25 protein-coding genes and 1 riboswitch are annotated in these 22,190 nt (G+C 62.7%); of the genes, 15 read left to right on the top strand and 10 right to left on the bottom strand.

Annotation, left to right across the window (positions count from 1 at the left end; translation table 11 throughout):
- Positions 1-43 precede the first annotated feature (43 nt).
- Complete coding sequence (locus Q1K29_RS09335) at positions 44-628, top strand: thymidine kinase (RefSeq protein WP_366524190.1); 585 nt, start codon at positions 44-46, stop codon at positions 626-628.
- Between the two features lie 174 nt (positions 629-802).
- Complete coding sequence (locus Q1K29_RS09330; protein WP_300393777.1) at positions 803-1,348, top strand: rhodanese-like domain-containing protein; 546 nt, start codon at positions 803-805, stop codon at positions 1,346-1,348.
- Positions 1,349-1,406: 58 nt separating this feature from the next.
- Here the strand turns inward: Q1K29_RS09330 and Q1K29_RS09325 are convergent, their stop codons facing one another.
- Entirely contained in the window at positions 1,407-1,886 is a 480-nt protein-coding gene (locus Q1K29_RS09325) for a hypothetical protein (RefSeq protein WP_300393774.1), read from the bottom strand.
- 208 nt (positions 1,887-2,094) lie between these two features.
- Between Q1K29_RS09325 and Q1K29_RS09320 the strand changes: the two genes are divergently transcribed.
- Complete coding sequence (locus tag Q1K29_RS09320) at positions 2,095-2,910, top strand: ferredoxin--NADP reductase (protein WP_300393771.1); 816 nt, start codon at positions 2,095-2,097, stop codon at positions 2,908-2,910.
- A gap of 15 nt (positions 2,911-2,925) precedes the next feature.
- On the top strand, positions 2,926-3,393 hold the full coding sequence (locus Q1K29_RS09315; protein ID WP_300393768.1) for a GNAT family N-acetyltransferase: 468 nt from the start codon (positions 2,926-2,928) through the stop codon (positions 3,391-3,393).
- Here Q1K29_RS09315 and aroC read toward each other — a convergent pair.
- Positions 3,390-4,478 carry a chorismate synthase gene (aroC, locus tag Q1K29_RS09310; RefSeq protein ID WP_300393764.1) on the bottom strand — a complete coding sequence of 363 codons (1,089 nt, stop codon included), beginning with the start codon at positions 4,476-4,478 and terminating at the stop codon, positions 3,390-3,392. The genes Q1K29_RS09315 and aroC overlap by 4 nt on opposite strands.
- 150 nt (positions 4,479-4,628) lie before the next feature.
- Between aroC and Q1K29_RS09305 the strand changes: the two genes are divergently transcribed.
- Together Q1K29_RS09305 and pdxH are read left to right on the top strand one after the other, a co-directional pair.
- Positions 4,629-5,387: an SDR family oxidoreductase gene (locus tag Q1K29_RS09305; protein ID WP_300393758.1), complete on the top strand. Its 759-nt coding sequence runs from the start codon at positions 4,629-4,631 to the stop codon at positions 5,385-5,387.
- Positions 5,388-5,406: 19 nt separating this feature from the next.
- The gene (gene pdxH / locus Q1K29_RS09300) at positions 5,407-6,078 is read left to right on the top strand and encodes a pyridoxamine 5'-phosphate oxidase (RefSeq protein ID WP_300393755.1); all 672 of its coding nucleotides are present in this window, start codon (positions 5,407-5,409) and stop codon (positions 6,076-6,078) included.
- 10 nt (positions 6,079-6,088) lie between these two features.
- Here pdxH and Q1K29_RS09295 read toward each other — a convergent pair whose 3' ends face one another.
- From Q1K29_RS09295 to Q1K29_RS09280, 4 genes are all read right to left on the bottom strand, one after another.
- Positions 6,089-6,961, bottom strand: coding sequence for a fatty acid desaturase (locus Q1K29_RS09295; protein ID WP_300393753.1), 873 nt, complete (start codon positions 6,959-6,961; stop codon positions 6,089-6,091).
- Positions 6,961-7,155: a hypothetical protein gene (locus Q1K29_RS09290; RefSeq protein ID WP_300393749.1), complete on the bottom strand. Its 195-nt coding sequence runs from the start codon at positions 7,153-7,155 to the stop codon at positions 6,961-6,963. Before Q1K29_RS09290 ends, Q1K29_RS09295 begins: the two co-directional genes overlap by 1 nt.
- Positions 7,156-7,332: 177 nt before the next feature.
- The gene (locus Q1K29_RS09285) at positions 7,333-7,782 is read right to left on the bottom strand and encodes a glyoxalase superfamily protein (RefSeq protein WP_300393746.1); all 450 of its coding nucleotides are present in this window, start codon (positions 7,780-7,782) and stop codon (positions 7,333-7,335) included.
- Positions 7,783-7,990: 208 nt separating this feature from the next.
- Complete coding sequence (locus Q1K29_RS09280) at positions 7,991-8,998, bottom strand: glycerophosphodiester phosphodiesterase family protein (protein WP_300393743.1); 1,008 nt, start codon at positions 8,996-8,998, stop codon at positions 7,991-7,993.
- A gap of 105 nt (positions 8,999-9,103) precedes the next feature.
- Here Q1K29_RS09280 and Q1K29_RS09275 point away from each other — a divergent pair, with 105 nt between their 5' ends.
- The 3 genes from Q1K29_RS09275 (at position 9,104) to Q1K29_RS09265 (ending at position 12,562) form a co-directional block, all read left to right on the top strand.
- The gene (locus Q1K29_RS09275; protein WP_300393740.1) at positions 9,104-10,729 is read left to right on the top strand and encodes a long-chain-fatty-acid--CoA ligase; all 1,626 of its coding nucleotides are present in this window, start codon (positions 9,104-9,106) and stop codon (positions 10,727-10,729) included.
- A 95-nt stretch (positions 10,730-10,824) separates the two neighbouring features.
- Positions 10,825-11,727, top strand: a complete 903-nt coding sequence (locus Q1K29_RS09270) for a DUF1499 domain-containing protein (RefSeq protein WP_300393737.1) — start codon at positions 10,825-10,827, stop codon at positions 11,725-11,727.
- Between the two features lie 30 nt (positions 11,728-11,757).
- Positions 11,758-11,839, top strand: a riboswitch (ZMP/ZTP riboswitch).
- 21 nt (positions 11,840-11,860) lie between these two features.
- Positions 11,861-12,562, top strand: a complete 702-nt coding sequence (locus Q1K29_RS09265) for a DJ-1/PfpI family protein (RefSeq protein WP_300393734.1) — start codon at positions 11,861-11,863, stop codon at positions 12,560-12,562.
- On the opposite strand, the gene Q1K29_RS09260 is transcribed toward Q1K29_RS09265, so the two are convergent.
- From Q1K29_RS09260 to Q1K29_RS09250, 3 genes are all read right to left on the bottom strand, one after another.
- Complete coding sequence (locus tag Q1K29_RS09260) at positions 12,559-13,470, bottom strand: MBL fold metallo-hydrolase (RefSeq protein WP_300393731.1); 912 nt, start codon at positions 13,468-13,470, stop codon at positions 12,559-12,561. The two genes, Q1K29_RS09265 and Q1K29_RS09260, sit on opposite strands and share 4 nt — an antisense overlap.
- A gap of 48 nt (positions 13,471-13,518) precedes the next feature.
- Complete coding sequence (locus Q1K29_RS09255) at positions 13,519-14,454, bottom strand: hypothetical protein (protein ID WP_300393728.1); 936 nt, start codon at positions 14,452-14,454, stop codon at positions 13,519-13,521.
- Positions 14,455-14,578: 124 nt separating this feature from the next.
- Positions 14,579-14,989 carry a TIGR01244 family sulfur transferase gene (locus tag Q1K29_RS09250; RefSeq protein WP_300393725.1) on the bottom strand — a complete coding sequence of 137 codons (411 nt, stop codon included), beginning with the start codon at positions 14,987-14,989 and terminating at the stop codon, positions 14,579-14,581.
- A 122-nt stretch (positions 14,990-15,111) separates the two neighbouring features.
- Here Q1K29_RS09250 and Q1K29_RS09245 point away from each other — a divergent pair, with 122 nt between their 5' ends.
- The 3 genes from Q1K29_RS09245 to Q1K29_RS09235 are packed head-to-tail and all read left to right on the top strand — an operon-like array spanning position 15,112 to position 17,844.
- Positions 15,112-16,083 (top strand): ABC transporter permease subunit, encoded by a 972-nt coding sequence (locus Q1K29_RS09245; protein ID WP_300393722.1) that lies wholly within the window; start codon positions 15,112-15,114, stop codon positions 16,081-16,083.
- A complete protein-coding gene (locus Q1K29_RS09240) occupies positions 16,083-16,985 on the top strand; it encodes an ABC transporter permease subunit (RefSeq protein ID WP_300393719.1) in 903 nt (300 codons plus the stop codon). The genes Q1K29_RS09245 and Q1K29_RS09240 overlap by 1 nt, the downstream gene beginning before the upstream one ends.
- 10 nt (positions 16,986-16,995) lie before the next feature.
- Positions 16,996-17,844 carry an acyl-CoA thioesterase domain-containing protein gene (locus Q1K29_RS09235; RefSeq protein ID WP_300393716.1) on the top strand — a complete coding sequence of 283 codons (849 nt, stop codon included), beginning with the start codon at positions 16,996-16,998 and terminating at the stop codon, positions 17,842-17,844.
- Here Q1K29_RS09235 and Q1K29_RS09230 read toward each other — a convergent pair.
- On the bottom strand, positions 17,841-18,329 hold the full coding sequence (locus Q1K29_RS09230; protein ID WP_300393713.1) for a hypothetical protein: 489 nt from the start codon (positions 18,327-18,329) through the stop codon (positions 17,841-17,843). The two genes, Q1K29_RS09235 and Q1K29_RS09230, sit on opposite strands and share 4 nt — an antisense overlap.
- Positions 18,330-18,659: 330 nt before the next feature.
- Here Q1K29_RS09230 and hisS point away from each other — a divergent pair, with 330 nt between their 5' ends.
- Genes hisS through hisG form a run of 3 tightly spaced genes read left to right on the top strand, consistent with a single transcriptional unit; the run spans position 18,660 to position 22,188 of the window.
- Entirely contained in the window at positions 18,660-20,150 is a 1,491-nt protein-coding gene (gene hisS / locus Q1K29_RS09225; RefSeq protein WP_300393710.1) for a histidine--tRNA ligase, read from the top strand.
- Positions 20,147-21,247, top strand: a complete 1,101-nt coding sequence (locus Q1K29_RS09220) for an ATP phosphoribosyltransferase regulatory subunit (RefSeq protein ID WP_300393708.1) — start codon at positions 20,147-20,149, stop codon at positions 21,245-21,247. The genes hisS and Q1K29_RS09220 overlap by 4 nt, the downstream gene beginning before the upstream one ends.
- Positions 21,244-22,188, top strand: coding sequence for an ATP phosphoribosyltransferase (hisG, locus tag Q1K29_RS09215; RefSeq protein WP_300393705.1), 945 nt, complete (start codon positions 21,244-21,246; stop codon positions 22,186-22,188). Before Q1K29_RS09220 ends, hisG begins: the two co-directional genes overlap by 4 nt.
- Positions 22,189-22,190 lie beyond the last annotated feature (2 nt).

The raw sequence follows: 22,190 nt of genomic DNA, 5'->3' as shown, positions 1-22,190 counted from the left end.
GCGGCTTGGCATGGCCAGCCGTTTCCGCAATACCGGATTCGACATGGCGAAACTCTATTTCATCTACGCGGCGATGAATGCCGGCAAGTCGACCATCCTGCTGCAGTCGGCGTACAATTACCGCGAACGCGGCATGCAGGTCATGTTGTGGACGTCCGGTCATTATCGCGAGGGGCAGGAGGAAACCGCCGAGATCAGCTCCCGCATCGGGCTGAATGCGCGGGCACATCTCTATCGCGAGGAGATCGATCTCTTCGAGGCCATCACGGCCATGAAGAATGACGGGGCCGTGGATGCGGTCTTCATAGACGAGGCGCAGTTCCTCGCGCCCGGACAGGTCTGGCAGCTCGCCCGGGTGGCCGACCAGCTGCACATCCCGGTCATGTGCTACGGCCTGCGCACAGACTTCCAGGGCAAGCTGTTTCCCGGCTCGGCCGAACTGCTGGCGATTGCCGACCAGCTGCGGGAGGTCCGCACGATCTGCCATTGCGGGCGCAAGGCGACGATGACTGCCCGGGTGGATCCGGAAGGCAAGGCGATCACCGAAGGCCAGCAGGTCGAGGTGGAAAAGTCGCGCTATGTTTCCCTGTGCCGGAAACACTGGGAAGCCGCGACGAAGATTCACTGAAACCTGTAATGTTCCCGGGCAGGCTCGCGCGTCTGCCGGGTGAAAAATGATTCTGATCCGGAACGATTTTGCCGGCCCTCGCAGCAATTTTATCCCGCAATAGCCCGGACTTGACCGCAAAGTTGCCCGAATCTCCGCCGACTGTCTCTCTCATGGGATAGAGGAGACAGACCCATGGGCGCCCGCCGTAACACCATTCTTGGCCTCGCCACGATCATCGCCTTCGTTGCCACCGGCATGCTTGCCAATGCCGGCGCGCAGGAGGGCGATCCGGTCAAAGGCTCAGCCGAGATCGATTATCCGGGCTTCGCCGCGATGAGCGACGAGGTCATGGCCTATCGTGAGAGCCGCCTGGTCAGCCTCGTGGACTTCAATGAAATGAAGGACCAGCCTGACACGATCATCCTCGATACGCGCAGCCAGTTTGCGTTCGAGGCCGGCCATGTCGATGGCGCGGTTCATCTGAACTTCTCGGACTTCACCGACGAGAAACTGGCTGATGTGATCCCGACCAAGGACACCCGCATCCTCATCTACTGCAACAACAATTTCGAGGATGATATCGAACCGGTGATGCTGAAGCGCGCGCCGCTGGCGCTCAACATCCCGACTTTCATCAATCTCTATGGCTATGGCTATGAGAATGTCTATGAGCTGGGCGAGATGGTCTCCACCAGTGACGCGGATGTGAATTGGGTGAGCTCCCTGCAGACGCCCTGACCCCCGAGGCAGCGACCCCCATTCAAGCGGGCGCGAGGAGCATCCTCGCGCCCGTTTTTCATTGTGCGGGGTCCTGGTCTGCCGGGCATTTCTGCTCCGAACCGAGCGCCTGTCGCATGAAGAATTGCGCCTGCAGCTGCACGCTCTGGGGCAGGTCCTCGACGATGATCGCTTCCCCATGATCGACGGCCTTGTGGAGATATGGGCACGTCTCCTCCGGCACGTCCTTGCCGTGGATCTTGATCGATATGGACGTCTTGGTGAGATAGGTATTCAGATAGGCATACTCGGTCAGCGCCCGCTCTTCGGCGGAAAGACCGCCTGCCGCATCGATCGCCTTGATCTGGGCCAGCGTTTCATTGCAAGGTCCTTTCGCGATTGTGAAGTCCGATGCCTTTGCGGCCTCTGTCATGGCGTTCTCGCACGACTCCATGCTGGCGCCGAGCTTGTCCGCGACCGGGCCGGTCTGAGCGTGAGCCGCTGCTGGGAATGCCACAAAGCCTGCGGCGAACGCGAATGACAGGACTTGGTTTTTCATGATGATAATTTCCCTCCGTTTCCTCTCGGGCCGGATGCGGTCCGGCCTGTCGCCGAACGGCTCCTGTCGTCGGGCCTATCAGCTGGGTGGAGCTGTATGAAGGGCGTCGGTCTGTTTTAGTTCTGCTAATGCGATCATTTGTTGCCTTGCACAATTGCGCCCGGGCGGTCATGTCACGCAGCGAACATAATCGTTTCAGGATCAGAGCATGACATCTGCGAGCCAGGAAACAGCCACGCCGCGCGTTAATCCGAATGCCCCGAGCGAGGAGACCGTGCTGTCGGTCGAGCACTATACCGACCGACTCTTCTCCTTCCGTATCTCGCGCCCGCAAAGCTTCCGCTTCCGCTCGGGCGAGTTCGTGATGATCGGTCTGCCGCAGGAGAGCGGCAAGCCGATCCTGCGCGCCTATTCGGTCGCCTCTCCGGCCTGGGACGACTCGCTTGAGTTCTACTCCATCAAGGTGCCGGACGGTCCGCTGACCTCGCGCCTTCAGAAAATCCAGCCGGGCGACAAGGTTCTGCTCGGCAAGAAGCCGACCGGCACGCTCGTCCTCGACGCGCTGACGCCCGGCAAGCGGCTCTACATGTTCTCCACCGGTACCGGCTTTGCGCCCTTCGCAAGCCTGGTCCGCGATCCGGAAACCTATGAGAAGTTCGAAGACGTGATCGTCACCCATACCTGCCGCGAGAATGGCGAGCTGCAATATTCGACCAAGCTGGTCGAGGATCTCGTCAACGATCCGCTGGTCGGTGAGATGGTGCACGGCAAGCTCAAGCTCTTCACCTCCTGCACGCAGGAACAGTTCGAACGCATGGGCCGTCCGACCGACCTCATCCGCTCCGGCGACCTGTTCAAGGCGCTCGACCTGCCGCCGCTCGACCCGTCGACCGACCGTGCCATGATCTGCGGCTCGATGCCGATGACGCTCGAAATGAAAGAGCTGATGATCGAAGCCGGTCTGACCGAAGGCTCCAACGCCGCGCCGGCCGAATTCGTGATTGAAAAGGCCTTCGTCGGGTAGCACAGTTGGCAGGACATGGTTCGGGTTCGTCCATACGCGCCCGCTGACGCGGCAGCTTTCAAATCGCTCAATCTGGCCTGGATCGAGCAGCTGTTCGATATTGAGCCCTCTGACCTTGCCCAGCTCGACGATCCGCAGACCGTGATCATTGATGCGGGGGGATGCGTCCTTATTGCTGAAATTGAGGGTGAGCCTGTCGGTACCGCGGGGCTTGTCCGCGGGCATGAACCGGGTGTGCTCGAACTCGTGAAGATGAGTGCGCGCGCCGACCTTCGCGGCAAGGGCGTGGGCAAGGCCCTGATGAGCGCCTGCGTGACAGCCGCGCGCGACATGGGGGCAAGCCGTATCTGGCTGGAATCCAACCGCAAGCTCGATGCCGCACTTGGTCTCTATCGCGCGGCCGGCTTCCGCGAGCTTGCCTGCGGTGAGGAGACACCATCGCCCTATAGCCGCTGTGATATCCAGATGGTGCTCGACCTTTAGCCCATCTGCCCGCGATGACGCAGCTTCGCGTCCGCCAGCACGCAGGCGAGCATGGCTTCGGCGACCGGAACGGCGCGGATCCCGACGCATGGATCGTGACGGCCCTTGGTGCGGACATCGACCTCCTCGCCATCACGGGTGACCGACTGGGTCATCGTCAGGATCGACGAGGTCGGCTTGATCGCGATGCGCACGACAACATCCTGCCCGGTCGAGATGCCGCCGGCGACGCCGCCATTATTGTTCGACAGGAAGCGCACGCCCTCATTGCCCATGCGCATCTCGTCGGCATTCTGTTCACCGGAGAACGCGGCAGCGGCGAAGCCTGCGCCGATCTCGACGCCCTTGGCCGCATTGATGCTCATCATCGCTCCGGCGAGTTCCGCATCGAGCTTGCCATAGACCGGCGCGCCCCAACCGGCCGGAACGCCGGAGGCCTGCACCTCGACCACAGCGCCAGCGCTTGAGCCGGCCTTGCGGGTCTCGTCGAGAAACGCTTCCCACTTTGCGGCGGCGGCTGCGTCCGGGCACCAGAAGGGGTTCCTTGTCGTCTCGTCCCAGTCCCACGCCTCGCGGTCGATGGCGTGCGGGCCGATCTGGACGACGGCGCCGCGGATCTGGTTGTCATCGCCCAGAACGCGCCGCGCGACGGCGCCGGCAGCGACACGGGCCGCCGTTTCGCGCGCCGAGCTGCGCCCGCCGCCGCGATAGTCGCGGATCCCGTATTTCTGGTCATAGGCATAGTCGGCATGGCCGGGCCGGTAGCGATCGCGGATTTCGGAATAGTCCTTGGAGCGCTGGTCGACATTCTCGATCATCATCGAGACCGGCGTGCCGGTGGTCACCTGGCCGTCGGTGCGATCGTCCTCGAAGACGCCTGACAGGATGCGCACCTGGTCCGGCTCCTTGCGCTGGGTGACGAAGCGGCTGGTGCCGGGCTTGCGGGCATCAAGGAAGGCCTGGACGAAGGCCTCGTCCAGTTTCAGGCCCGGCGGGCAGCCATCCACGACGCAGCCAAGCGCGGCCCCGTGGCTTTCGCCCCAGGTGGTGACACGGAAAAGGTGGCCGAAAGTGTTATGCGACATGGTTGAGCCTTGAAGCGCAAATCGGCGGGTTTGAACAGACCCGTCTCCGGCGTCATGCAAACATATCGCCAATTCCTCGCACAATCATTGATAAGTCCTTGAAATCCAATACCCTCAGGGGCTCAGAAAAACAGCAAGGGCAGGACTTCGATGACCTACGACCTCTCCGGCAAGAATGCCGTCGTCACAGGCGCCAGCCGTGGCATCGGCGAGGCGATTGCACGCACGCTCGCAGAAAACGGCGCCCGCGTCGCGCTCATCGCGCGCAACACCGAGGCGCTCGACAAGATCGCGAAAGACCTTCCCAACGATCCGGTCGTCCTGCACGCCGATCTCGGCTCTCCGGAAGGCTGGAAGCCGCTCGCAGAAGCTATCCTTGAGCAGCTCGGGCCGGTCGATATCCTGGTCAACAATGCCGGGGTCAGCGTTTACGAACCGGCCGGCAAGGTGACGGAAGAAAATCTCGACGCGACGCTCACCATCAATGTCCGCAACCTGATCCTGCTCACCGATGCGCTGACCGATAGCCTGAAGTCGCGCAAGGGCAACATCGTGAACATCTCTTCGGTCTCGGCGAGCACGGGCAGCATCGGGCAGATCGCCTATTCCGCCTCAAAAGGCGCGGTGAACTCCATGACGCGAAACATGTCGATCGACCTTGGCCGGTCCGGGGTGCGCGTAAATGCCGTGGCGCCGGGTGTTATCGACGATGGTATGTGGAAGACCGCTTTCGAAAGCGGTGCTGTCGACCGGGAAAAGACAATGGAGCGGATCGGCAAGGTGGTGCCGCTGGAAGGCCGCTGGGGCAGTGCGCAGAATATTGCCGATGCTGTGACTTTCCTGGCGTCAGACAAGGCGGATTACATCACCGGGCAGGTGCTTCGTGTGGATGGTGGCATTCTGGCTTGAACGAAAGACAGGAACAAAGATGAGCGAACACGAATCAGCGCAGGTCATTCCGCCCAGTCCGAGTGCGGAAGAGTATCAGAAGGACAGCGAGGGCAAGCCACTCATTCCTGATGTGGCCGACCCAATTCCACTGTTCCGCGACTGGATGGCGGCCGCGCGCGCGGCTGAGCCGAACGATTCCAATGCCATGTCGCTGGCGACGGTCGATACGCATGGCCGCCCTGACGTGCGCATCGTCCTGCTCAAGGACATCTCCGAAAACGGTTTTGCCTTCTATACCAATTTCGGCAGCGTGAAGGGCGTCCAGCTCAAGGACAATCCTGTTGCCGCGCTCGGGTTTCACTGGAAATCGCTGCGGCGCCAGGTGCGTATCCGTGGCGTGGTCCAGCCGGTCCCGGCAGACGAAGCCGACGCCTATTTCGCCTCACGCGCCCGCGAAAGCCGTTTGAGCGCAATCGCGTCCGACCAGTCGCGTCCGCTGCCATCCCGCGAGACTTTCGACGAGCGTATTGCTGCGCTCCAGAAGGAATATGAAGGCCGCGATGACATTCCGCGCCCGAAGACCTGGGGCGGCTACAGGCTTGTGCCCGACGAGATGGAGTTCTGGCAGGATCAGGCCTTCCGGATGCACGACCGGCTGAAATTCGTCCGCAAGGCCGGCGTCTGGACGCATCACCGGCTTTATCCGTAAGACGCCCGTCTTAAAGGTCGTGAACGTTCGCGCCGCGCGCTTCAAGGATGGGGCGCATTTCCCAATAGGCTTCTTCGGTACGCAGCAGCGGAATGCGCGGGTGCAGGTGATGCACGATGTGAAACTGCATGCCGAATGAGAGGATATTGCCGACCGCGGCGCGGAAGCTGCGCGTGGCGCGCAGGCGACCTGTCTCTTTCGCCGGATGGTGCGGGGCCCAGCTCAGATAATACTGGATGTAGGTGTAGGCGAGATGGTGGGGCAGCCACCACAGACAGGCTGCCTCGATGGCGTGACCGGACCAGGCCAGGCCAAACAGAATGACATACCAGCCAAACCGGTAGAGGGCGCCTGCTCTGAGTGCATCAAACCGCTTCAGGCGGATCAGCGTGCGGCCATAGGCGTTGAAGGCCCCTTTTCCACGCGGCTGGCGGTTCTCGATCGTTCTCCAGATGGCGTGCCACGGGCCATTAGCGCGAGAAGAGATGTCCGGATCGAAATCGTCATGATTGGTGTGAAGGTGATGCTCGCGGTGCGTGATCTTGGCGACCTGATAGGGCAGGGCGAGCGGGATCGTGGAGAGATACCCGACGGTTTCGTTAAGCCAGAAAAGCTTCGATCCCGGGCGGGCGATAATGTCATGCTGCGCCTCGTGGGAGGGCAGGTAGCTGATCGTGGCCGTGATCGTGGCAATGATCAGCCCGAGCCAGACAGGGATCAGCCCCATGAAAACAAGCGGCCAGAGCGACACCCACAGAGCGAGGTTCACAAAGGCGCCAATGACGGTGAACCAGGGGAATTTCCCGATATGGCGGCGCGCGATCTCACGCTCCATATACTGGAGTTCGCGATCGGAAAGCTGGCTGAGGTCGCGTTCGCTCATCAGATCCATCGTCCCCTTATCTGTGCTGGAAGGCCGAGGGCTGCACCGACAATGAACCCGCAATGCAGTGCGCTCAGACCGAAAGGTGGTGTCCAGCCGGAGGCTTCAATGAGCTGGGCCGTCAGCGGCACAAGGAAGCCGACCGCGAAGAACAGCGGTCCGAGATAGAAGAATGTCCTCAGGATAGAAACCACGCTGAAACCCCAACCCCGGCGGTATCGGGCAAAGTGAACTGCCCGGTGCCGCCCTCTATGACGCTTTCCTATACAAGGATGATAAACAGCAGGTTTCCGCGTCCCGAAAATACGGGACAATCATTCTCTTTTTGGTAGAAATTCAAAATCTGCCGGGAAAATCCCGGCAGATTGATGCTAGATCAGATGAGCGCTATCGCGCTGGAGGACCAGGTGCGGAACGCCGTCGCTGGTCTTGTTCCAGGAGACGCCATCGTCGGAAATCATTGCACTGACACGTTGGCGAAGCCCTGAAAAGCTATCGAATTCAACAACATCCACGGGCTCGTCAAAGTGCAAAACGACCTCGTACCCCATGCCGCCGGCAAGTTCGCGTACGCCGTGCACGCGGCCCTGAAAGGGCTGTTTGAGGTAACGGCCCGATACGCGCTCTCCAACCTGCAGGGGAATTTCCGGCTGGTTGGAAAGGCGCGCGGAAGCGGTGTTCCAGTCGCGATAGCCCAGCTCATGCGCGACGGCTTCCAGCGCATTGGCGTGACTGAGGCTTTTGCCGCGAGTGGCGGACTCGGCACGCAGTTCACGCGCACGTGCTTTCGCCTGCGCACGGGTAGTAATGGTATATGTCATCGGGAGACGACCCTCTCATCTGGACCGGGCAAAAGAAGCGGGCGTTCGCCTTGCCGCAGGCCGGTCTCAAATAAAGAGATAGGGACCTGTCACAAAATCGGGGATGAGCCCCGGAGATCTTCACCATCGGACAGTGATGTCCGGCGAACGGCAGGCGTCTCAGACCTGAGGCGGGCAGATAGGCCTGCTTTCCCGGTCCGTCAAGCCGCTAGTCCCGGAAGTCGCCCATACATTCCTTTCGGGCGATGTCCTGCGCGGTCCCGATCCAGCCATCAGCACGGGCGAGGCGGTAGGGCTCATCGGTTGCCAGCATGGTCAGCCCGCCGCGGGCAAGCTCGCTATACTCGGATGGGTCGTCATCGGCCCAGTACTGATCATCGAGGCGTTCACCCGGACGCCCCAGCGTGCCGAAGGCGCTCTCGATGCCCTTGCCGGCGAGCGCCTTCCACTTGCCGGGGACCGGGGTGCTGGTACCGGTCCAGGCGATGAGATTGTCGGGGTCGATCCCGCTCTCCAGCAGCTCGGCCTCATGCTGCGGGCCGCCGATACCGGCGGTCATCATCATCTCAGGCGCCAGCTTCGCGACCTGCCGGGCCTGGTCGTCATTATAGGTGATGAGGATGACGTTCGACGTTGCGCCGGCGTCGCGCACGGCGGAGACGATCTTGCGGAAGCTGGTCGTTTCCTTGCGGTCGAGTTCCAGGATGGCATCGTTTTCGACCGCCCAGTCGAGGGCCGCGTCGAGCGTTGGCGGATTGAAGTCGGTCACGGTGCCCTCATTGTCGACAAGGTCGAGCGAAGCGATCGCCGCCCAGTCGGTATCGGCGACTGCGCCGGAGCCACTGGTCGTGCGCCCGAGCGTGCGGTCATGCATCAGGAAGAGCGTGCCATCCCGGCTCTCGGCGATGTCGACTTCCATCACGAAGGCCGCACTGGAGAGGGCATGATCAAGAGTCTCGATCGCGTTTTTGGGATAGCCGGGCGCGGGGCCGCCGCGATGCGCGGCCAGGAGCAGGCCCCCTTCCTCGCGCACGCAGTCGAAGAGCGTGGCCAGCTTCGTTTCGCCCGATTGCACGTCGCCAGCATCCGCATCCATGTCGGTGCTGGTCATTTCACCGCCGGGTTCGGAATAGGTTTCTGGCGGGGCCGTCTGCTCGCAAGCTGCCAGCAGACCGGCGCCGATTGCTGCAAAAACAAGGCTCTTGGGACACTTCATCAGGGAGAACACCTTTCCTTTTCTTGCTGGCTACCCTAACGGGACGTAGAAGGATTGTGAACGCTACGAAATGCACGCGCCGCCAGAGCGCAGGAGGAGAAGACAATGCAAGGATTGATGCAGAGCTGGCAGCTGACCGTGGACAAGGTCCTGGATCATGCCGCCCATAATCATGGTGACCGCGAGATCGTCACGCGCACGGTTGAGGGCAATATCACGCGCACGAATTACCGGAAGCTTCGCGAACGCGCCAAGCAGGTTTCCAGTGCGCTGAAGGATGAAGGCATCAAGCTCGGCGACCGGGTCGCCACGCTCGCCTGGAACACCGACAAGCATATGGAAGCCTGGTATGGCACGATGGGCATCGGGGCTGTGCTGCACACCATCAATCCGCGTCTTCACCCTGACCAGATCGCCTATATCGCCAACCACGCCGAAGACCGTATCCTGATGTTCGATACGACCTTCCTGCCGCTGGTCGAGGCCGCGAAACCGCAGCTGAAGACGATCGAGAAATTCATCATCCTGACCGACCCGGACAATATGCCGGAGAACTCGCTCGGCGCGGTGTCCTATGAGCTCTGGATCGATGGCCGCTCGCAGGATGTCGAGTGGGGCGGCTTCGACGAGAATACCGCTTGCGGGCTCTGCTACACCTCGGGCACGACGGGCAACCCGAAAGGCGTGCTCTATTCCCACCGCTCCAACGTGCTCCACACTTTCATCACCATGGGCGTCGACACGCTGGGCATGGGCGCGGCTGATGTCGTCCTGCCGGTGGTGCCGATGTTTCACGCCAATGCCTGGGGGCTTGCCTTTGCCTGCCCGGCGACCGGCGCAAAGCTCGTCATGCCGGGCGCCGACATGTCCGGCAAGGCGATCTACGAACTGCTCGACAAGGAGAAGGTAACGATCACCGCGGCCGTGCCGACGGTCTGGCTGCTGCTGCTGGCCTATCTCGAAGAAAACAATCTCAAGCTGCCGCACCTGCGCAAGGTCGTCATCGGCGGCTCGGCCGTGCCGGAGCGGATCCTGCGGGCCTTCGAGGAGAATTACGATGTCGAGGTCTTCCATGCCTGGGGCATGACGGAACTCTCGCCGCTCGGCACGCTCGGCGCATTGCCGGCGCACCTGGTCGACGCCCCGCATGAAGAGCAGATGACCTATAAGCTGACGCAGGGCCGTCCGCCCTTCGGTGTCGAACTCAAGATCGTCGACGACAATGGCGATGACCTGCCGCGTGACGGGGAAACCTCCGGCCGGCTGGTCTGCCGCGGTCCGGCCATTGCCTCTGCCTACTTCAAGGGCGATGGCGGCGAGGTGCTGGACGAGAATGGTTTCTTCGACACGGGTGACGTGGCGACGCTGGACGAGCACTCGACAATGCAGATCACCGACCGCGCCAAGGATGTGATCAAGTCCGGCGGCGAGTGGATTTCCTCCATCGACATCGAGAACTTCGCAGTCGGCCATCCGCAGGTCGCCAATGCCGCCGCGATCGGCATCTACCACCCGAAATGGGATGAGCGCCCGCTGCTGATCGTGCAGCCGGCACCGGGTGAGACACCCTCCAAGGAAGAGGTGCTCAAGCAGCTGGAAGGCAAGATAGCCAAGTGGTGGACGCCGGATGATGTCCAGTTCGTGGAAGAAATTCCGCTCGGCGCGACCGGCAAGATCAACAAGCTCAAGCTGCGGGAAATGTTCAAGGACTATACACTCCCGACAGCCTGACCGGACCGATCGCGTCCGCTCACGCTTTGCTTTCCGGCCTTGCCCTCAGGCGCCAAGACGATATGTCTCGCGCCTGAGGAAACGGGAGCGAGTGAATGAGTGATACTGTCCAGAGTGCAGGCTGGCGCACGAAACTGTCGGGCGCGGCGCTTGTCGTTTCCATTCTTGCGGTCATCTGGTTCGCTGCAGCAGCGCTGGGGACGAAGTACGGGCTCTGGGGTTGGCAGTTCGGCCTTGGCACGATGACCATTGGATGGGGCCCGCCCATTGCCTTTATCGCAACCGGCCTCGCCGGCATCGCGCTGATCGTCGGTTTCATCAAGTCGCCGCGCACCCAGCCGGTCATTCTCGGGCTCGCGGCGCTGCTCATCGCGCTGATGCTGCTCTTCCGCCTGATCGGCTTTGGCGCCCAGGCCGCGAGCCTCCCGCCGATCCATGATATCCAGACCGACTGGGATGATCCGGTCCGCTTCTCAGACACGTTGCTCGCCCAGCGCAAGAGCGCCGACGCGATGAACCCGGTCGAGGACGATCCGGTCATTCCGGAAGCGCCGGGCATCGAGGACCGCTGGCCCGGCATGGGCGGACGCCATGTCTCCGAAGTTCAGGAAGAGGCTGAGCAGGAACGTGTCGAGGATGGCGAGACCGTCCCGCCGGCCTATGACCGCCCGATCGAACCGGTCTATTTCGACCAGTCTCCCGGCGAGGTCGCCGCCTATGCGCTGCGCATCGCCGAGAACCGCGGCTGGGACATCTTCACGAAGCCGGAAATGGGTGAGGATGTCGAGCAGACCATGCTCGAAGCGACAGTCACATCCGGCTGGTTCGGGTTCAGGGATGACGTCGCCGTTCGTATCCGTTCCGTCGAAGGCGCGACGCGAGTCGACATGCGCTCCATCAGCCGCGTCGGCCTGTCGGACCTCGGCGTGAATGCCAAGCGCGTGTCGAGCTTTCTCTCCGAACTCCAGGACCGGGCAGACGGACGTCTCGAGCCGTGATCGACGGCGCGATGATTTAAGCGTATAGGAGACGGGCTGCGTGACTGGCGCTTAAGGTGGGTCACCACCGTGGAGCGCAGCATTGGACAAGCCGTGCGCCTGGGCATGAACCTCACCTCATGGAGGGCTGCCCATGCCCGACCTGTCTCCGATTTCCGTCGCATTCCTCGTCTTTCCGAACGTCACCCAGCTGGACCTGACCGGCCCGGCGCAGGTGCTCTCGCGGCTCGGCAATACGACGGTCGATCTTGTCTGGAAGACGCGTGACCCCGTGCCGACCGATTCCGGCTTTCCCCTGCTGCCGACGAAGACCTTCGGGGAGATGGGCCAGGCCGATATCCTCTGCGTGCCGGGTGGTTTCGGGACGGTGGATGTCATGCAGGATGCAGAGGCGCTCGACTGGGTCCGCCGGATGGGAGAGGGGGCCGACTGGGTCACCAGCGTCTGTACCGGTGCACTTGTGCTGGGCGCGGCTGGTCTGCTGAGCGGCTATGAAGCGACGACCCACTGGGCGTCGCATGAGCAACTCGCCTTCTTCGGCGCGAGCCCCACGAAGCAAAGAGTCGTTCTGGACGGCAATCGCCTGACCGGAGGCGGCGTGACGTCGGGCATCGATTTCGCGCTGGCGCTGGCCGCCCGCATCCGTGGCGAGGACCACGCGAAATTCATCCAGCTCTCCATCGAATACGACCCGCACCCGCCGTTTGATTCCGGCACTCCGGACAAGGCCGGCCCGGCGACGCTCGAGCGCTATTGGGCGCTGGTCAACAAGGCCGCGCCGGGGCGTGTGGACAAGGTGAGAGAGATTGCGAAGGGCTTGGGGTTCGCGCCTTAACCCGTCTTCTGGAGCGCCTTCCAGGCAAATTTCGACCGCACGGTGGGCGTGGTGTCTGCCGTCTCGACTAGGCCTTCCTCGACCAGCTTGAGCATATGGCCCAGCACCGACATGGCGGCAGCCGGATGCAGGCGCTTGTCGACATCAGCATACATGGTCTCGACCATGCGCGGGATGTTCGTCTCGCCGGATTTCAGATGCTTGATGATCGCGGATTCGCGGTCGAGGCGGTGCTGGCGGTAGGCCTGGATAAAGCCGTTCACATCCTCGCGGACAGCTTCGCCATGAGTTGGCCAGAGGATGTCAAAATTGCGGGCCTCGATCTTGTCGAGCGAGCGCATATAGTCGGCCATGTTGCCGTCCGGCGGCGCGACGATTGTGGTCGACCAGCCCATGATGTGATCGCCCGACAGGCAGGCATTCTCTTCACGGAGCCCGAAACAGAGATGGTTCGAGGTATGGCCAGGGGTCTCGATGACGTCGATCGTCCAGCCGGGGCCGGAGATGACGTCGCCATCGCCAACCTTCACGTCCGGCATAAAGCCCAGATCGTCGGCCGATCCAAGCTCGCCCTTGGCTGTCGGCTCGCCGCAGTTCTTTGCGTAAGTCTTGCAACCCGCCCAGTCGGCCAGCGGCTGGGCCAGCGGGGAGTGGTCGGAGTGTCCGTGGCTGACGAGAACATGCGTGATGGTCTCGTCCTTGAGGACCTCTTTCAGGACCTCGAAATGCTCTGGCAGGTCGGGGCCCGGATCGAGCACGGCAACCTCGCCATGGCCGATGATATAGACGCCGGTTCCGACAAACGTGAACGGACCGGGATTGTTCGCGACAACGCGGCGGATCAGCGGAGACACCTGCTCCACTTTACCATATTCAAAATCAAACTCTTTGACGAACGGGATGCCCATGGGACCTCTTCGGCAGTTTTCGAATCGCCCATCAGATGTAGGACGTGACTAGGCTGACCGCTTCCCGGTAAACGCAGTGACGAAGGCTTTGGCCATGCGGCGGGTCGACTTCAGCTTGTGAGCAAGCTTCAGTGCCACCGGCGGGCCCATATCCGTCTTGTTTGCGTCCACAATGAAGATGCGACCTGAAGCCCGGTCGCGTAACACGTCTACGCCGCCCCAATCCAGCCCGAGCTCTGCGGCAAAGCGCTCAATCACAGCAATTTCATCGGTTGAGTAGCAGTTCCTGGGCTCGTCGAGCAAAACTTCAGCATTCTCGTTCAGGAATCGGCGGGCCAGCGGGCGGCGCTTGCGGAAGACGACCGTCGGACTGCCGCCGACAATGCAACAGCGCAGGTCTTCGACCAGGCCGCCATCGATCTCGTTGTCGATCAGGCGCTGATAGGTCTTGTCGTCGAGCGGCTCCATCGGACCTTCGATGATTCGTCCGTCATGACAGGCATTCTTCTCCGACTTTTCCACCATCGGGCCCTCATAGGAGCGCGGATCGACCTTCAGGCTGTAGCCGGCCGCGCGCTCGAAAGCGGAGGCGACATTGGATTTGGAGATGTCGGTGCACCCGAAATTGACCAGTTTCGCGCCGGGCTTGGTCTTTGGGGCCTCATGCGTGACATGTGTCGAGTCGTCGAACTGGAAAACGATGTCGGCCGTGGAGACGTCGGAGATCAGCTTTGCGCCGGAGGCATGCATGACCGGCCAGATGAAATACCAGGGCCGTGGTTTGTCGGGGTGGAAGGCAATGGTGGGGCGCTTGTGCCCGGTGATTCGACGCCAGGTGCGCCAGGACTGGGCCAGTGTGTAGAAGGTCAGCCAGGTGAAGATATCGTTGGCCAGCTGATAATTCGCCGGGACGCGGTGCCCGGTCTTCTTCACCAGCCAGGCGCCGTCCTCGTACTTGAAATCTGTCAGCCAGTTACGTGACATCCAATTTCTCCTCACCGCCCCCTCAGACGTAGCAAAAGTGGATCGCACGCCATGCCAGCAGTTTCAACCATTTACGGCTGTAGCACGAGGGTGCTCCCGCTCACTTTGGCACACGATTTATTGATCAGAGCAGGGATTTGAGACTGGAGAGATCATAGCCTGCATCTGCGGCCGTATCGACGATTTCGTCGGCCTGGCCCTGTCCGCCATGGCTAAGTGCCCACGCCGTGATCGAGCGTGTGCCAGTGCGGCAATAAGCCAACACCGGAGTCGGCGCTTCGTTCAAAATTGACTGCATGCGTTCGATGATTTCCGGGGTCGGCGCGCCCGAAAAGGGCAGGGCGACGAAGGTGATTCCCTTCCCCTCGGCCTTGGTGCGAATCGAGCCCATGCGCGGCTGGTCGATCCCGCCTTCCCCATCCGGGCGATTGGCAATAATCGTCTTGTATCCCCGGGAGGCGATCTCCTCCACATCCGACTCGTCAATCTGGGGGGCGACAGCGAAATAGTCTGTCACTTTGCGGATGTCGGCCATCTGTTACCTCGGTGTCATGTAGCGTTGACAAGCGAACCTGTGGCGTGAACCTAGGATCGCGGGGTCGGAGTTCCAAGAGCCGATAACCGCTTCTGGTGAAACGGAAAAGAGAAAAGCCCGACGTGTCAGCGCTACAGAGAAGCCTCTCCCGTATTCCCTGGGCTTATGTCTTACGCCGGCTGCTGTTCGCGATTCCGACGCTTCTCGTCATCATTGCCGTTGCCTTCTTCATGATGCGCCTGGCCCCGGGCGGGCCGTTCGATGGCGAACGCAAGCTGAATGCGGCGACCGAGGCGGCCATCAAGGCAAAATTCGGCCTCGACCAGCCGCTTTGGAAGCAGTTCACGGACTATCTTCTCGGCGTCCTGCAGGGCGATTTCGGCCCTTCCATGAAGACGCTCGGCAAGTCGGTGAACGACCTTATCGCCGACGGCCTGCCGGTCAGTCTCGCGGTCGGTTCGCTGGCAATGCTGGTGGCACTGACAGTGGGCACCGCGCTCGGCGTTTTTGCCGGGCTGCGCCAGAACACGGCGGGCGACTATACCGTTATGGGGATCGCCATGGCGGGCATCTCCATCCCGACCTTCGTGACCGGCCCGATCCTGATCCTGACGCTGGCACTCGGTGCCGGCCTGTTCGCCGTTGGCGGACTGGGTGAATATCCCAATATCGGGATGAGCCTGCACAATATGACGCTGCCAGTGCTGACCCTGGCGCTGCCGCAGATCGCGATCATTTCGCGGCTGATGCGCGCCTCGACCATCGAGACGATGCGCTCGCCGCATGTGCGCACCGCCCGCGCCAAGGGCCTTGCCGAGCGCACGGTGATCATGCGCCACGTCCTGCCATCGGCGGTGCTGCCGCTGGTGTCCTATGCCGGCCCGGCCATGGCGCGGGTGATGACCGGCTCGCTGGTCATCGAGCGCATCTTTGGCCTGCCGGGCATGGGCTCCTACTTTGTGGATGGCGCGATCAACCGGGACTATACGCTCGTCATGGGCGCGCTCATCATCTACGCGACCCTGATCGTCATCTTCAATCTGATCGCAGACATCCTCTACGCCCTCCTCGATCCCAAGGTGAAGTACGACTGATGGTTGATACGCTCGACATGACAGGCCGCAAGGACCCCGTGGAGCAGGCGATCGCTGGCGGCCGCTCGCTCTGGGATGATGCCAAGCGCCGCCTGTTCAACAACAAGGCCGCCGTCGTCTCCATGTGGGTTCTGGGCGTGCTGATCCTGCTCGCCGCTTTCGGCCCGATGCTCTGGGTGCATGATTACAGCCAAATCTCGGCCGATACCGAACTGCCGCCAACCTTGCAGAACTGGCACCTGCTGGGCACCGACGAGCAGGGCCGCGACCTGGTCGCGCGTAACCTGCTGGGCCTGCGGATTTCCATGTCGGTGGGTCTGGTGGCGACCATCGTCTCGCTGATCATCGGGGTGACCTGGGGCGCGATTGCCGGCTTTGTCGGCGGCAAGGTCGACAACATCATGATGCGGTTCGTGGACGTGCTCTACGCCATGCCCTTCATCTTCTTCGTCATCCTGCTGCTGACCGTATTCGGGCGGAATATCATCCTGATCTTCGCCGCCATCGGTGCCGTCGAGTGGCTGACCATGAGCCGGATCGTGCGCGGCCAGACGCTTGCCATCAAGGGCAAGGAATTCATTGAGGCCGCGCGGGCTGCCGGTGTTTCGGGCCCGGCCATCATCCGCCGCCACATCCTGCCCAACGTGGTCGGCCCTGTCGCGGTCTATGTGACGCTGACCATCCCGGTCGTGATCATGGCCGAAAGCTTCCTCTCCTTCCTCGGCCTTGGCGTGAACGAGCCGCTGACCTCGCTCGGCGTGCTGATCTCCAATGGCGCCAAGGAAATGCAGGACAAGCCCTGGCTGCTCATGGCGCCGGCGATCCTCATGGCGGTCACGCTGCTCTGCCTCAACTTCATCGGCGACGGGTTGAGGGATGCGCTCGATCCGAAAGAACGCTAGACGCCTTTCCATGAGTGATTCCGCCTTTATCGATCTGAAATCGACGCATAATCCGCACCGCTTCTATCTGCCGGTGGAGGAGCGTCTCTGCGTCGGCCCGCCCGGCCACAAATTCCTGTTCGGCGGCGTTGGCCTCGCCACCGCCATCACCGCGCTCGAGCGCACCACGGGCCGGCCCTGCATCTGGGCGACGGCGCAGTACCTCTCCTTCGCCAACCCGCCGGATGTCGTCGATGTGGATGTGCGGGCCCCCATTGTCGGCAAGAACATCACCCAGGCGCGCGTGCTCGCCCATATTGCCGAGCGTGAGATCTTCACGGTGAATGCCGCTGTCGGGGAACGCGAATCCGACCAATCGCATCAGTGGCTGACCAAGCCGGATGTCGCCCCGCCCGAAGACTGTCCGCCCATGCCGCGCTTTGACGAGACCTCGGAGGACCTCCACACCTTCCTCGACATGCGGGTCGCCCAGGGCCGTTACGCCCCGCGCCGGCAGATTTCCGGCGGACGCAGCGAGGATGGCCGCGTCGTCCTGTGGGGCCGGGCGAAGACCGGGGCACCGATCGATTCGGCCATGCTGGCGATCATCAATGATTTCGTGCCGTCCGGCACAAGCCACGCGCTGGGGCTTCCGGCCGGCGCCAACTCTCTCGATAATACGCTGCGCATCCGCAAGATCGTGGAGACCGAATGGGTCTGCTGCGACATCCAGATCGAAGGTGTCCACAATGGTTTCGTGCATGGCCGCATCGCCATGTTCGCCGACGATGGCACGCTGATGGCCACCGGCAGTCAGTCCGGCATCATCCGCATCTTCGACCCGGAAGCCTTCGCGAAGCGGTTTCCGAAAGAAGCCTAGCCTAGCGCCGCTTTCGCAACCGCCGCGCTGGCCGGGCAGCTTGCGATTTCAGTTTGAACCGCCGGGGCCTCATGGCTGGAGGAATGCGTTGCGGCGACGGCGATGACTTCGGCATCCGAGAACATGGTCGCCAGCCGTACAAGGCTCTGGCGGGTGGTGCGCGGGGTCTCGGCGTCAGAGAGGGCATCGAGCTGCACTTCGCCTTCCTCGGCCATGCCGCGGAAGATGCAGCCAAGGTCGGAGGGGCCGTCATTGCCATCGACCCAGTGGCCGAGCTGCTGGGCGGCCGCCGCGAAGCGCAGGATTTCGATCTCGTAGCTGTCCGGGATATCGGCTGTGCCGGCCTCATCAATGTGCGCGATCAGGCTCGCGGTCTCGTCGCGCAGATCACTCGCCTTCGCGCCCCAGTCACCGACAAGCTCCGGCGAGGCGGATGCGGTAAAGGGCAGGGCGGCAGCAGCGATGGCAACAAGCAGGCGTTTCATGACGGCACGATCTCCAAATTCTCCTCAGAGGCGAAGCAAGCCGCATGCCGCTCGCCTGACAGGCCCTCCAGCTTGACTTCATTGCGCCCGCCCCATATCCAGCGCCTCAATGAATACGAGATCGCACCACCACCATCACCACGCGTGACGCGCCGACGAGGCGCGAACCGGTCCGGCTGCGCCTCTCTTCAAGTGTTCATTCCCAGACATTGAACCGCCAGAGGCAGACAAGCCGATCCCCGGTTGTCGTGTCTCGTCCAGTGCGTCCGCTTCACACTCATTCCGGCTTCGTCTAAGGCGAAGCGCGAGCGAGATGAACAGGACCAGACGATGAGCAAGAAGAAACAGGACCCCGACGCGCCGAAGAGTGGCAAGGACCTCGCCCGCAAGCCGCGCGGCTTTCCGGACCGGCGCGAGGGGCTGATCCATGCCCAGGCCGAGATGATCGACCGGGTGACCTCGGTCTACCGCCGCTGGGGCTTCGAGGCGCTCGATACCGGGGCGTTCGAATATGCCGACGCGCTGGGAAAATTCCTGCCTGATGATGACCGCCCGAATGCCGGGGTCTTCTCGCTGCAGGATGATGACGAGCAGTGGATCTCGCTTCGCTATGACCTGACCGCGCCGCTCGCCCGGTTTGCCGCCGAGAACTGGCAGACGCTGGCCAAGCCCTTCCGGCGCTATGCCGCCGGGCCGGTCTGGCGCAATGAGAAGCCGGGGCCGGGACGCTTCCGCGAATTCCTGCAATGCGACGCTGATACGGTCGGTGCCGCAGGGGCCCATGCCGATGCGGAGATGGTGGCGATGGCGGCTGAAGCGATGCGCGCGGCCGGGGCAGGGGATGGGGAGTTTGCCGTCCGGGTGAACACCCGCCGCCTGCTCAATGCCGTGCTCGACGGCGTCGGTGCAAATGGCGATGCGGTGCGCCTCACTATATTGCGCGCGCTCGACAAGCTCGACCGGCTCGGCGAGGAGGGCGTCAAGCTGCTGCTCGGTCCGGGACGCGAGGATGAGAGCGGAGACTTTACCAAGGGCGCAGGCCTGGACACGGCTGGCATTGATCGCGTTATGGCGTTCGCCCAGGCGGGCCGGCCAACGCGCAGTGAGACGCTGGAAGCGCTCGGCCAGGCCGTCGGGACCGGCGACGAGGCGCAAGCCGGGCTTGATGAACTCGCCGCCATCGCGCGCGGGCTTGAAGCGTTCAGCTGCCCGGACAGCGATGTCCTCTTCGATCCATCTGTCGTGCGCGGGCTAGAATATTATACCGGCCCGGTTTTCGAGACGGAGCTGCTGCGCGAGACCGTCGATGAGGATGGCAATTTGGTGCGTATCGGCTCAGTCGGCGGCGGCGGGCGCTATGACGATCTCGTGGCTCGCTTTACCGGCCAGCAGGTGCCCGCGACCGGTTTCTCGGTCGGCATCTCGCGGCTGGCGACGGCCTTCGCCATCAGCGGCGACATCGAAGCATTGAACGGGCCTGTCGTCGTCCTGAACCTCAATCGCGAAGACCCGACAGAGGCGCTCAAGCTCGCGACCGAGCTTCGTGCCGCCGGTATACGGGCGGAAGCCTATATGGGCTCGTCCGGCATGCGTCCGCAGATGAAGTATGCCGACCGGCGCGGCGCGCCTGTCGCGATCATGGTCGGCGAGGACGAGATCGCCAAGGGCGTGGTCACCATCAAGGACCTCAAGGAAGGCGCGAAGCAGGCGGCTGCCATCAAGTCCAATGAGGAATACCGCGAAGCCCGCCCGGGCCAGTTCGAAGCGCCGCGTGCCGAGATGATCGCGCGGGTGCGTGAGATCGTGGAGGCGTCGGAATGAGCAGCCCTGAGGACGTGTTCGCCCAGCTTGGCGGCGAGCTGTGTGACCCGCCGATCGTCATGCCGGCGAACCAGCCGCTGGAGCTCTCCGGCGAAGCGGTGCGCGCCCGGCTTTGTGTCTTTGTCGGAGAGAATGGCGAGGAGTGCGCGTTGCGCCCCGACCTCACCTTGCCGCTCGCCATCGCGCAGGCCAAGGCCGGCGTGTCTGACGAAACCTTGAAGCGCTATTCTGCGCGCGCCTTCCGCCTGCCATCCGTGGCGGGCGATTCGATGGAGTTCATGCAGGTGGGCTTCGAGCGCTATGGCGCGCCTTCTGATGCGCAGACCGATGCGGAGGCTTTCGCGCTGGTCTGCGAGGCGGCCGCGGCAAGCGGTGTCAGCGAGAGCGAGACCCGCATGGGCGACCTCGCCGTCTTCCCGGCTTTTGTCGATGCGCTCGATCTTGCGCCCGGCCTCGCCGAGGCGCTGAAGCGGGCTTTCCGGCAGGTGGGCGGGGTGTCAGCGCTGCTGAAGGCAAAGCCCGCCCAGCCGGCCCATGGCCTTGCTGCGCGTCTAAAAGGCGCGAGCCCGGCTGAAGCCAAGGCCATCGTCACCGATATCTTCGCGCTGTCAGGTATCCAGACGCAAGGCACACGCTCCATTGACGAGATTGTCGAAGGCCTCCTCGCGCAAGCCGCCGATGCGGAGTATGGCGGCGCGCCGGACCTTGCCCGTCAGACGCTCGAATCGGTGATGGCCGTCGACTGCGCGCCGGAGCAGGCCGCCGATGCGCTGCTTGCCATTGCACGCCAGGCCGGGATCGACGGGGTGGAACCCGTGCTCGATCGCCTTGATGCACGTGTCTCGAAGATGCGGGAAGCTGCGCCGGCCTTCATGAAGGCTGCCCGCTTCGGCACGCCCTTCGGACGGCGCTTCAATTATTATGACGGCTTCCTGTTCGAGCTTTTCCGGCCGGGTGAAGCCGATAGCCGTCATCCGTTCGGCGCGGGCGGGCGTTATGACACGCTGCTGTCCAAGCTCTCGGCAGGCGCCGTGGATGCGAGCGCAATTGGCGGTGTTGTCCGCCCGGACCGTCTCAATGGGGGAGGGGCATCATGAGCCGCCTGACCATCGCTATCCCGTCCAAGGGGCGGCTGAAGGACAATGCCGAAGCCTGGTTCGCCAAGGCCGGTTTCTCTCTGAAACAGGCCGGTGGCGAGCGCGGCTATACGGCAGAACTCAAAGGCCTGCCCGAGGCGGACGTGCTGCTCTTGTCTGCGCGCGAGATTGCACAGGGCCTGATCGACGGCGCCTTCCACATTGGCGTGACCGGCGAAGACCTGCTCAATGACCTTTCCGCCGACCTGTCGCGCGATGCCTCTGTGATCAAGCGGCTCGGCTTTGGCGGGGCGGATGTCGTGGTTGCCGTCCCGGCTGCCTGGCTCGACGTGAACACAATGAGCGACCTCGAGGCGGCCGGGGCCCGCTTCCGGCAGCGCCATGGCCGCCGCATGAAGGTGGCGACGAAGTATCTGCGCCTGACGCGGAATTACTTCGCCGCGAAATCGGTCGGCGAATACCGCCTGATCGAGAGCGCAGGCGCAACGGAGGCGGCGCCGAGTTCCGGGCAGGCCGAGGTCATCGTCGACATCACATCCTCTGGCGCGACGCTGAAGGCGAATTCGCTCAAGGTGCTCGATGATGGTGTGATCCTGAAAAGTGAGGCCGCGCTGACCGGTTCGCTCAGGGCGGACTGGAGCGAGGACGCGCTTGGCGCACTGGAGAAACTGCTGGCCTCGGTCGAGGCCGTGGAATCGGCGGACGCGACTCGCATGCTCGTGGCGGCGAATCCGATCCCCGATAGCGTTATCAGCGCCGAAGGGATGCAGCCTGTTTCGGCAACTTCCGTCCTCTCGCCCTCCTTCAGCGCGGTAAAAAATGCCCGGGCGATCGCTGAAACAGGGGTGGGCCCGGTTACAATCTTGCGCACAGAGTTCATTTTCGACCGGGAAACACCCTCATTTACGAAGTTTGTTACCAATCTGAAATCGAACGCTTGACA

The organism is Henriciella sp., assembly GCF_029937755.1.
GTDB lineage: Bacteria > Pseudomonadota > Alphaproteobacteria > Caulobacterales > Hyphomonadaceae > Henriciella.
Note: the sequence above shows the minus strand (reverse complement) of the source record. Positions and strands in the feature narration are given on the sequence as shown.

What these genes read in the sequence shown, in the direction of transcription:
- Q1K29_RS09325 (WP_300393774.1), bottom strand. Translation starts at nt 1,886, where the DNA reads ATGAAAAACCAAGTCCTGTCATTCGCGTTCGCCGCAGGCTTTGTGGCA.
- pdxH (WP_300393755.1), top strand. Translation starts at nt 5,407, where the DNA reads ATGAGCGAACACGAATCAGCGCAGGTCATTCCGCCCAGTCCGAGTGCG.
- Q1K29_RS09260 (WP_300393731.1), bottom strand. Translation starts at nt 13,470, where the DNA reads ATGGGCATCCCGTTCGTCAAAGAGTTTGATTTTGAATATGGTAAAGTG.
- Q1K29_RS09295 (WP_300393753.1), bottom strand. Translation starts at nt 6,961, where the DNA reads ATGAGCGAACGCGACCTCAGCCAGCTTTCCGATCGCGAACTCCAGTAT.
- Q1K29_RS09230 (WP_300393713.1), bottom strand. Translation starts at nt 18,329, where the DNA reads ATGAAACGCCTGCTTGTTGCCATCGCTGCTGCCGCCCTGCCCTTTACC.
- hisG (WP_300393705.1), top strand. Translation starts at nt 21,244, where the DNA reads ATGAGCCGCCTGACCATCGCTATCCCGTCCAAGGGGCGGCTGAAGGAC.
- Q1K29_RS09270 (WP_300393737.1), top strand. Translation starts at nt 10,825, where the DNA reads ATGAGTGATACTGTCCAGAGTGCAGGCTGGCGCACGAAACTGTCGGGC.
- Q1K29_RS09220 (WP_300393708.1), top strand. Translation starts at nt 20,147, where the DNA reads ATGAGCAGCCCTGAGGACGTGTTCGCCCAGCTTGGCGGCGAGCTGTGT.
- Q1K29_RS09285 (WP_300393746.1), bottom strand. Translation starts at nt 7,782, where the DNA reads ATGACATATACCATTACTACCCGTGCGCAGGCGAAAGCACGTGCGCGT.
- Q1K29_RS09275 (WP_300393740.1), top strand. Translation starts at nt 9,104, where the DNA reads ATGCAAGGATTGATGCAGAGCTGGCAGCTGACCGTGGACAAGGTCCTG.
- Q1K29_RS09335 (WP_366524190.1), top strand. Translation starts at nt 44, where the DNA reads ATGGCGAAACTCTATTTCATCTACGCGGCGATGAATGCCGGCAAGTCG.
- Q1K29_RS09280 (WP_300393743.1), bottom strand. Translation starts at nt 8,998, where the DNA reads ATGAAGTGTCCCAAGAGCCTTGTTTTTGCAGCAATCGGCGCCGGTCTG.
- Q1K29_RS09305 (WP_300393758.1), top strand. Translation starts at nt 4,629, where the DNA reads ATGACCTACGACCTCTCCGGCAAGAATGCCGTCGTCACAGGCGCCAGC.
- Q1K29_RS09250 (WP_300393725.1), bottom strand. Translation starts at nt 14,989, where the DNA reads ATGGCCGACATCCGCAAAGTGACAGACTATTTCGCTGTCGCCCCCCAG.
- hisS (WP_300393710.1), top strand. Translation starts at nt 18,660, where the DNA reads ATGAGCAAGAAGAAACAGGACCCCGACGCGCCGAAGAGTGGCAAGGAC.
- Q1K29_RS09320 (WP_300393771.1), top strand. Translation starts at nt 2,095, where the DNA reads ATGACATCTGCGAGCCAGGAAACAGCCACGCCGCGCGTTAATCCGAAT.
- Q1K29_RS09330 (WP_300393777.1), top strand. Translation starts at nt 803, where the DNA reads ATGGGCGCCCGCCGTAACACCATTCTTGGCCTCGCCACGATCATCGCC.
- Q1K29_RS09265 (WP_300393734.1), top strand. Translation starts at nt 11,861, where the DNA reads ATGCCCGACCTGTCTCCGATTTCCGTCGCATTCCTCGTCTTTCCGAAC.
- Q1K29_RS09255 (WP_300393728.1), bottom strand. Translation starts at nt 14,454, where the DNA reads ATGTCACGTAACTGGCTGACAGATTTCAAGTACGAGGACGGCGCCTGG.
- Q1K29_RS09240 (WP_300393719.1), top strand. Translation starts at nt 16,083, where the DNA reads ATGGTTGATACGCTCGACATGACAGGCCGCAAGGACCCCGTGGAGCAG.
- aroC (WP_300393764.1), bottom strand. Translation starts at nt 4,478, where the DNA reads ATGTCGCATAACACTTTCGGCCACCTTTTCCGTGTCACCACCTGGGGC.
- Q1K29_RS09235 (WP_300393716.1), top strand. Translation starts at nt 16,996, where the DNA reads ATGAGTGATTCCGCCTTTATCGATCTGAAATCGACGCATAATCCGCAC.
- Q1K29_RS09315 (WP_300393768.1), top strand. Translation starts at nt 2,926, where the DNA reads ATGGTTCGGGTTCGTCCATACGCGCCCGCTGACGCGGCAGCTTTCAAA.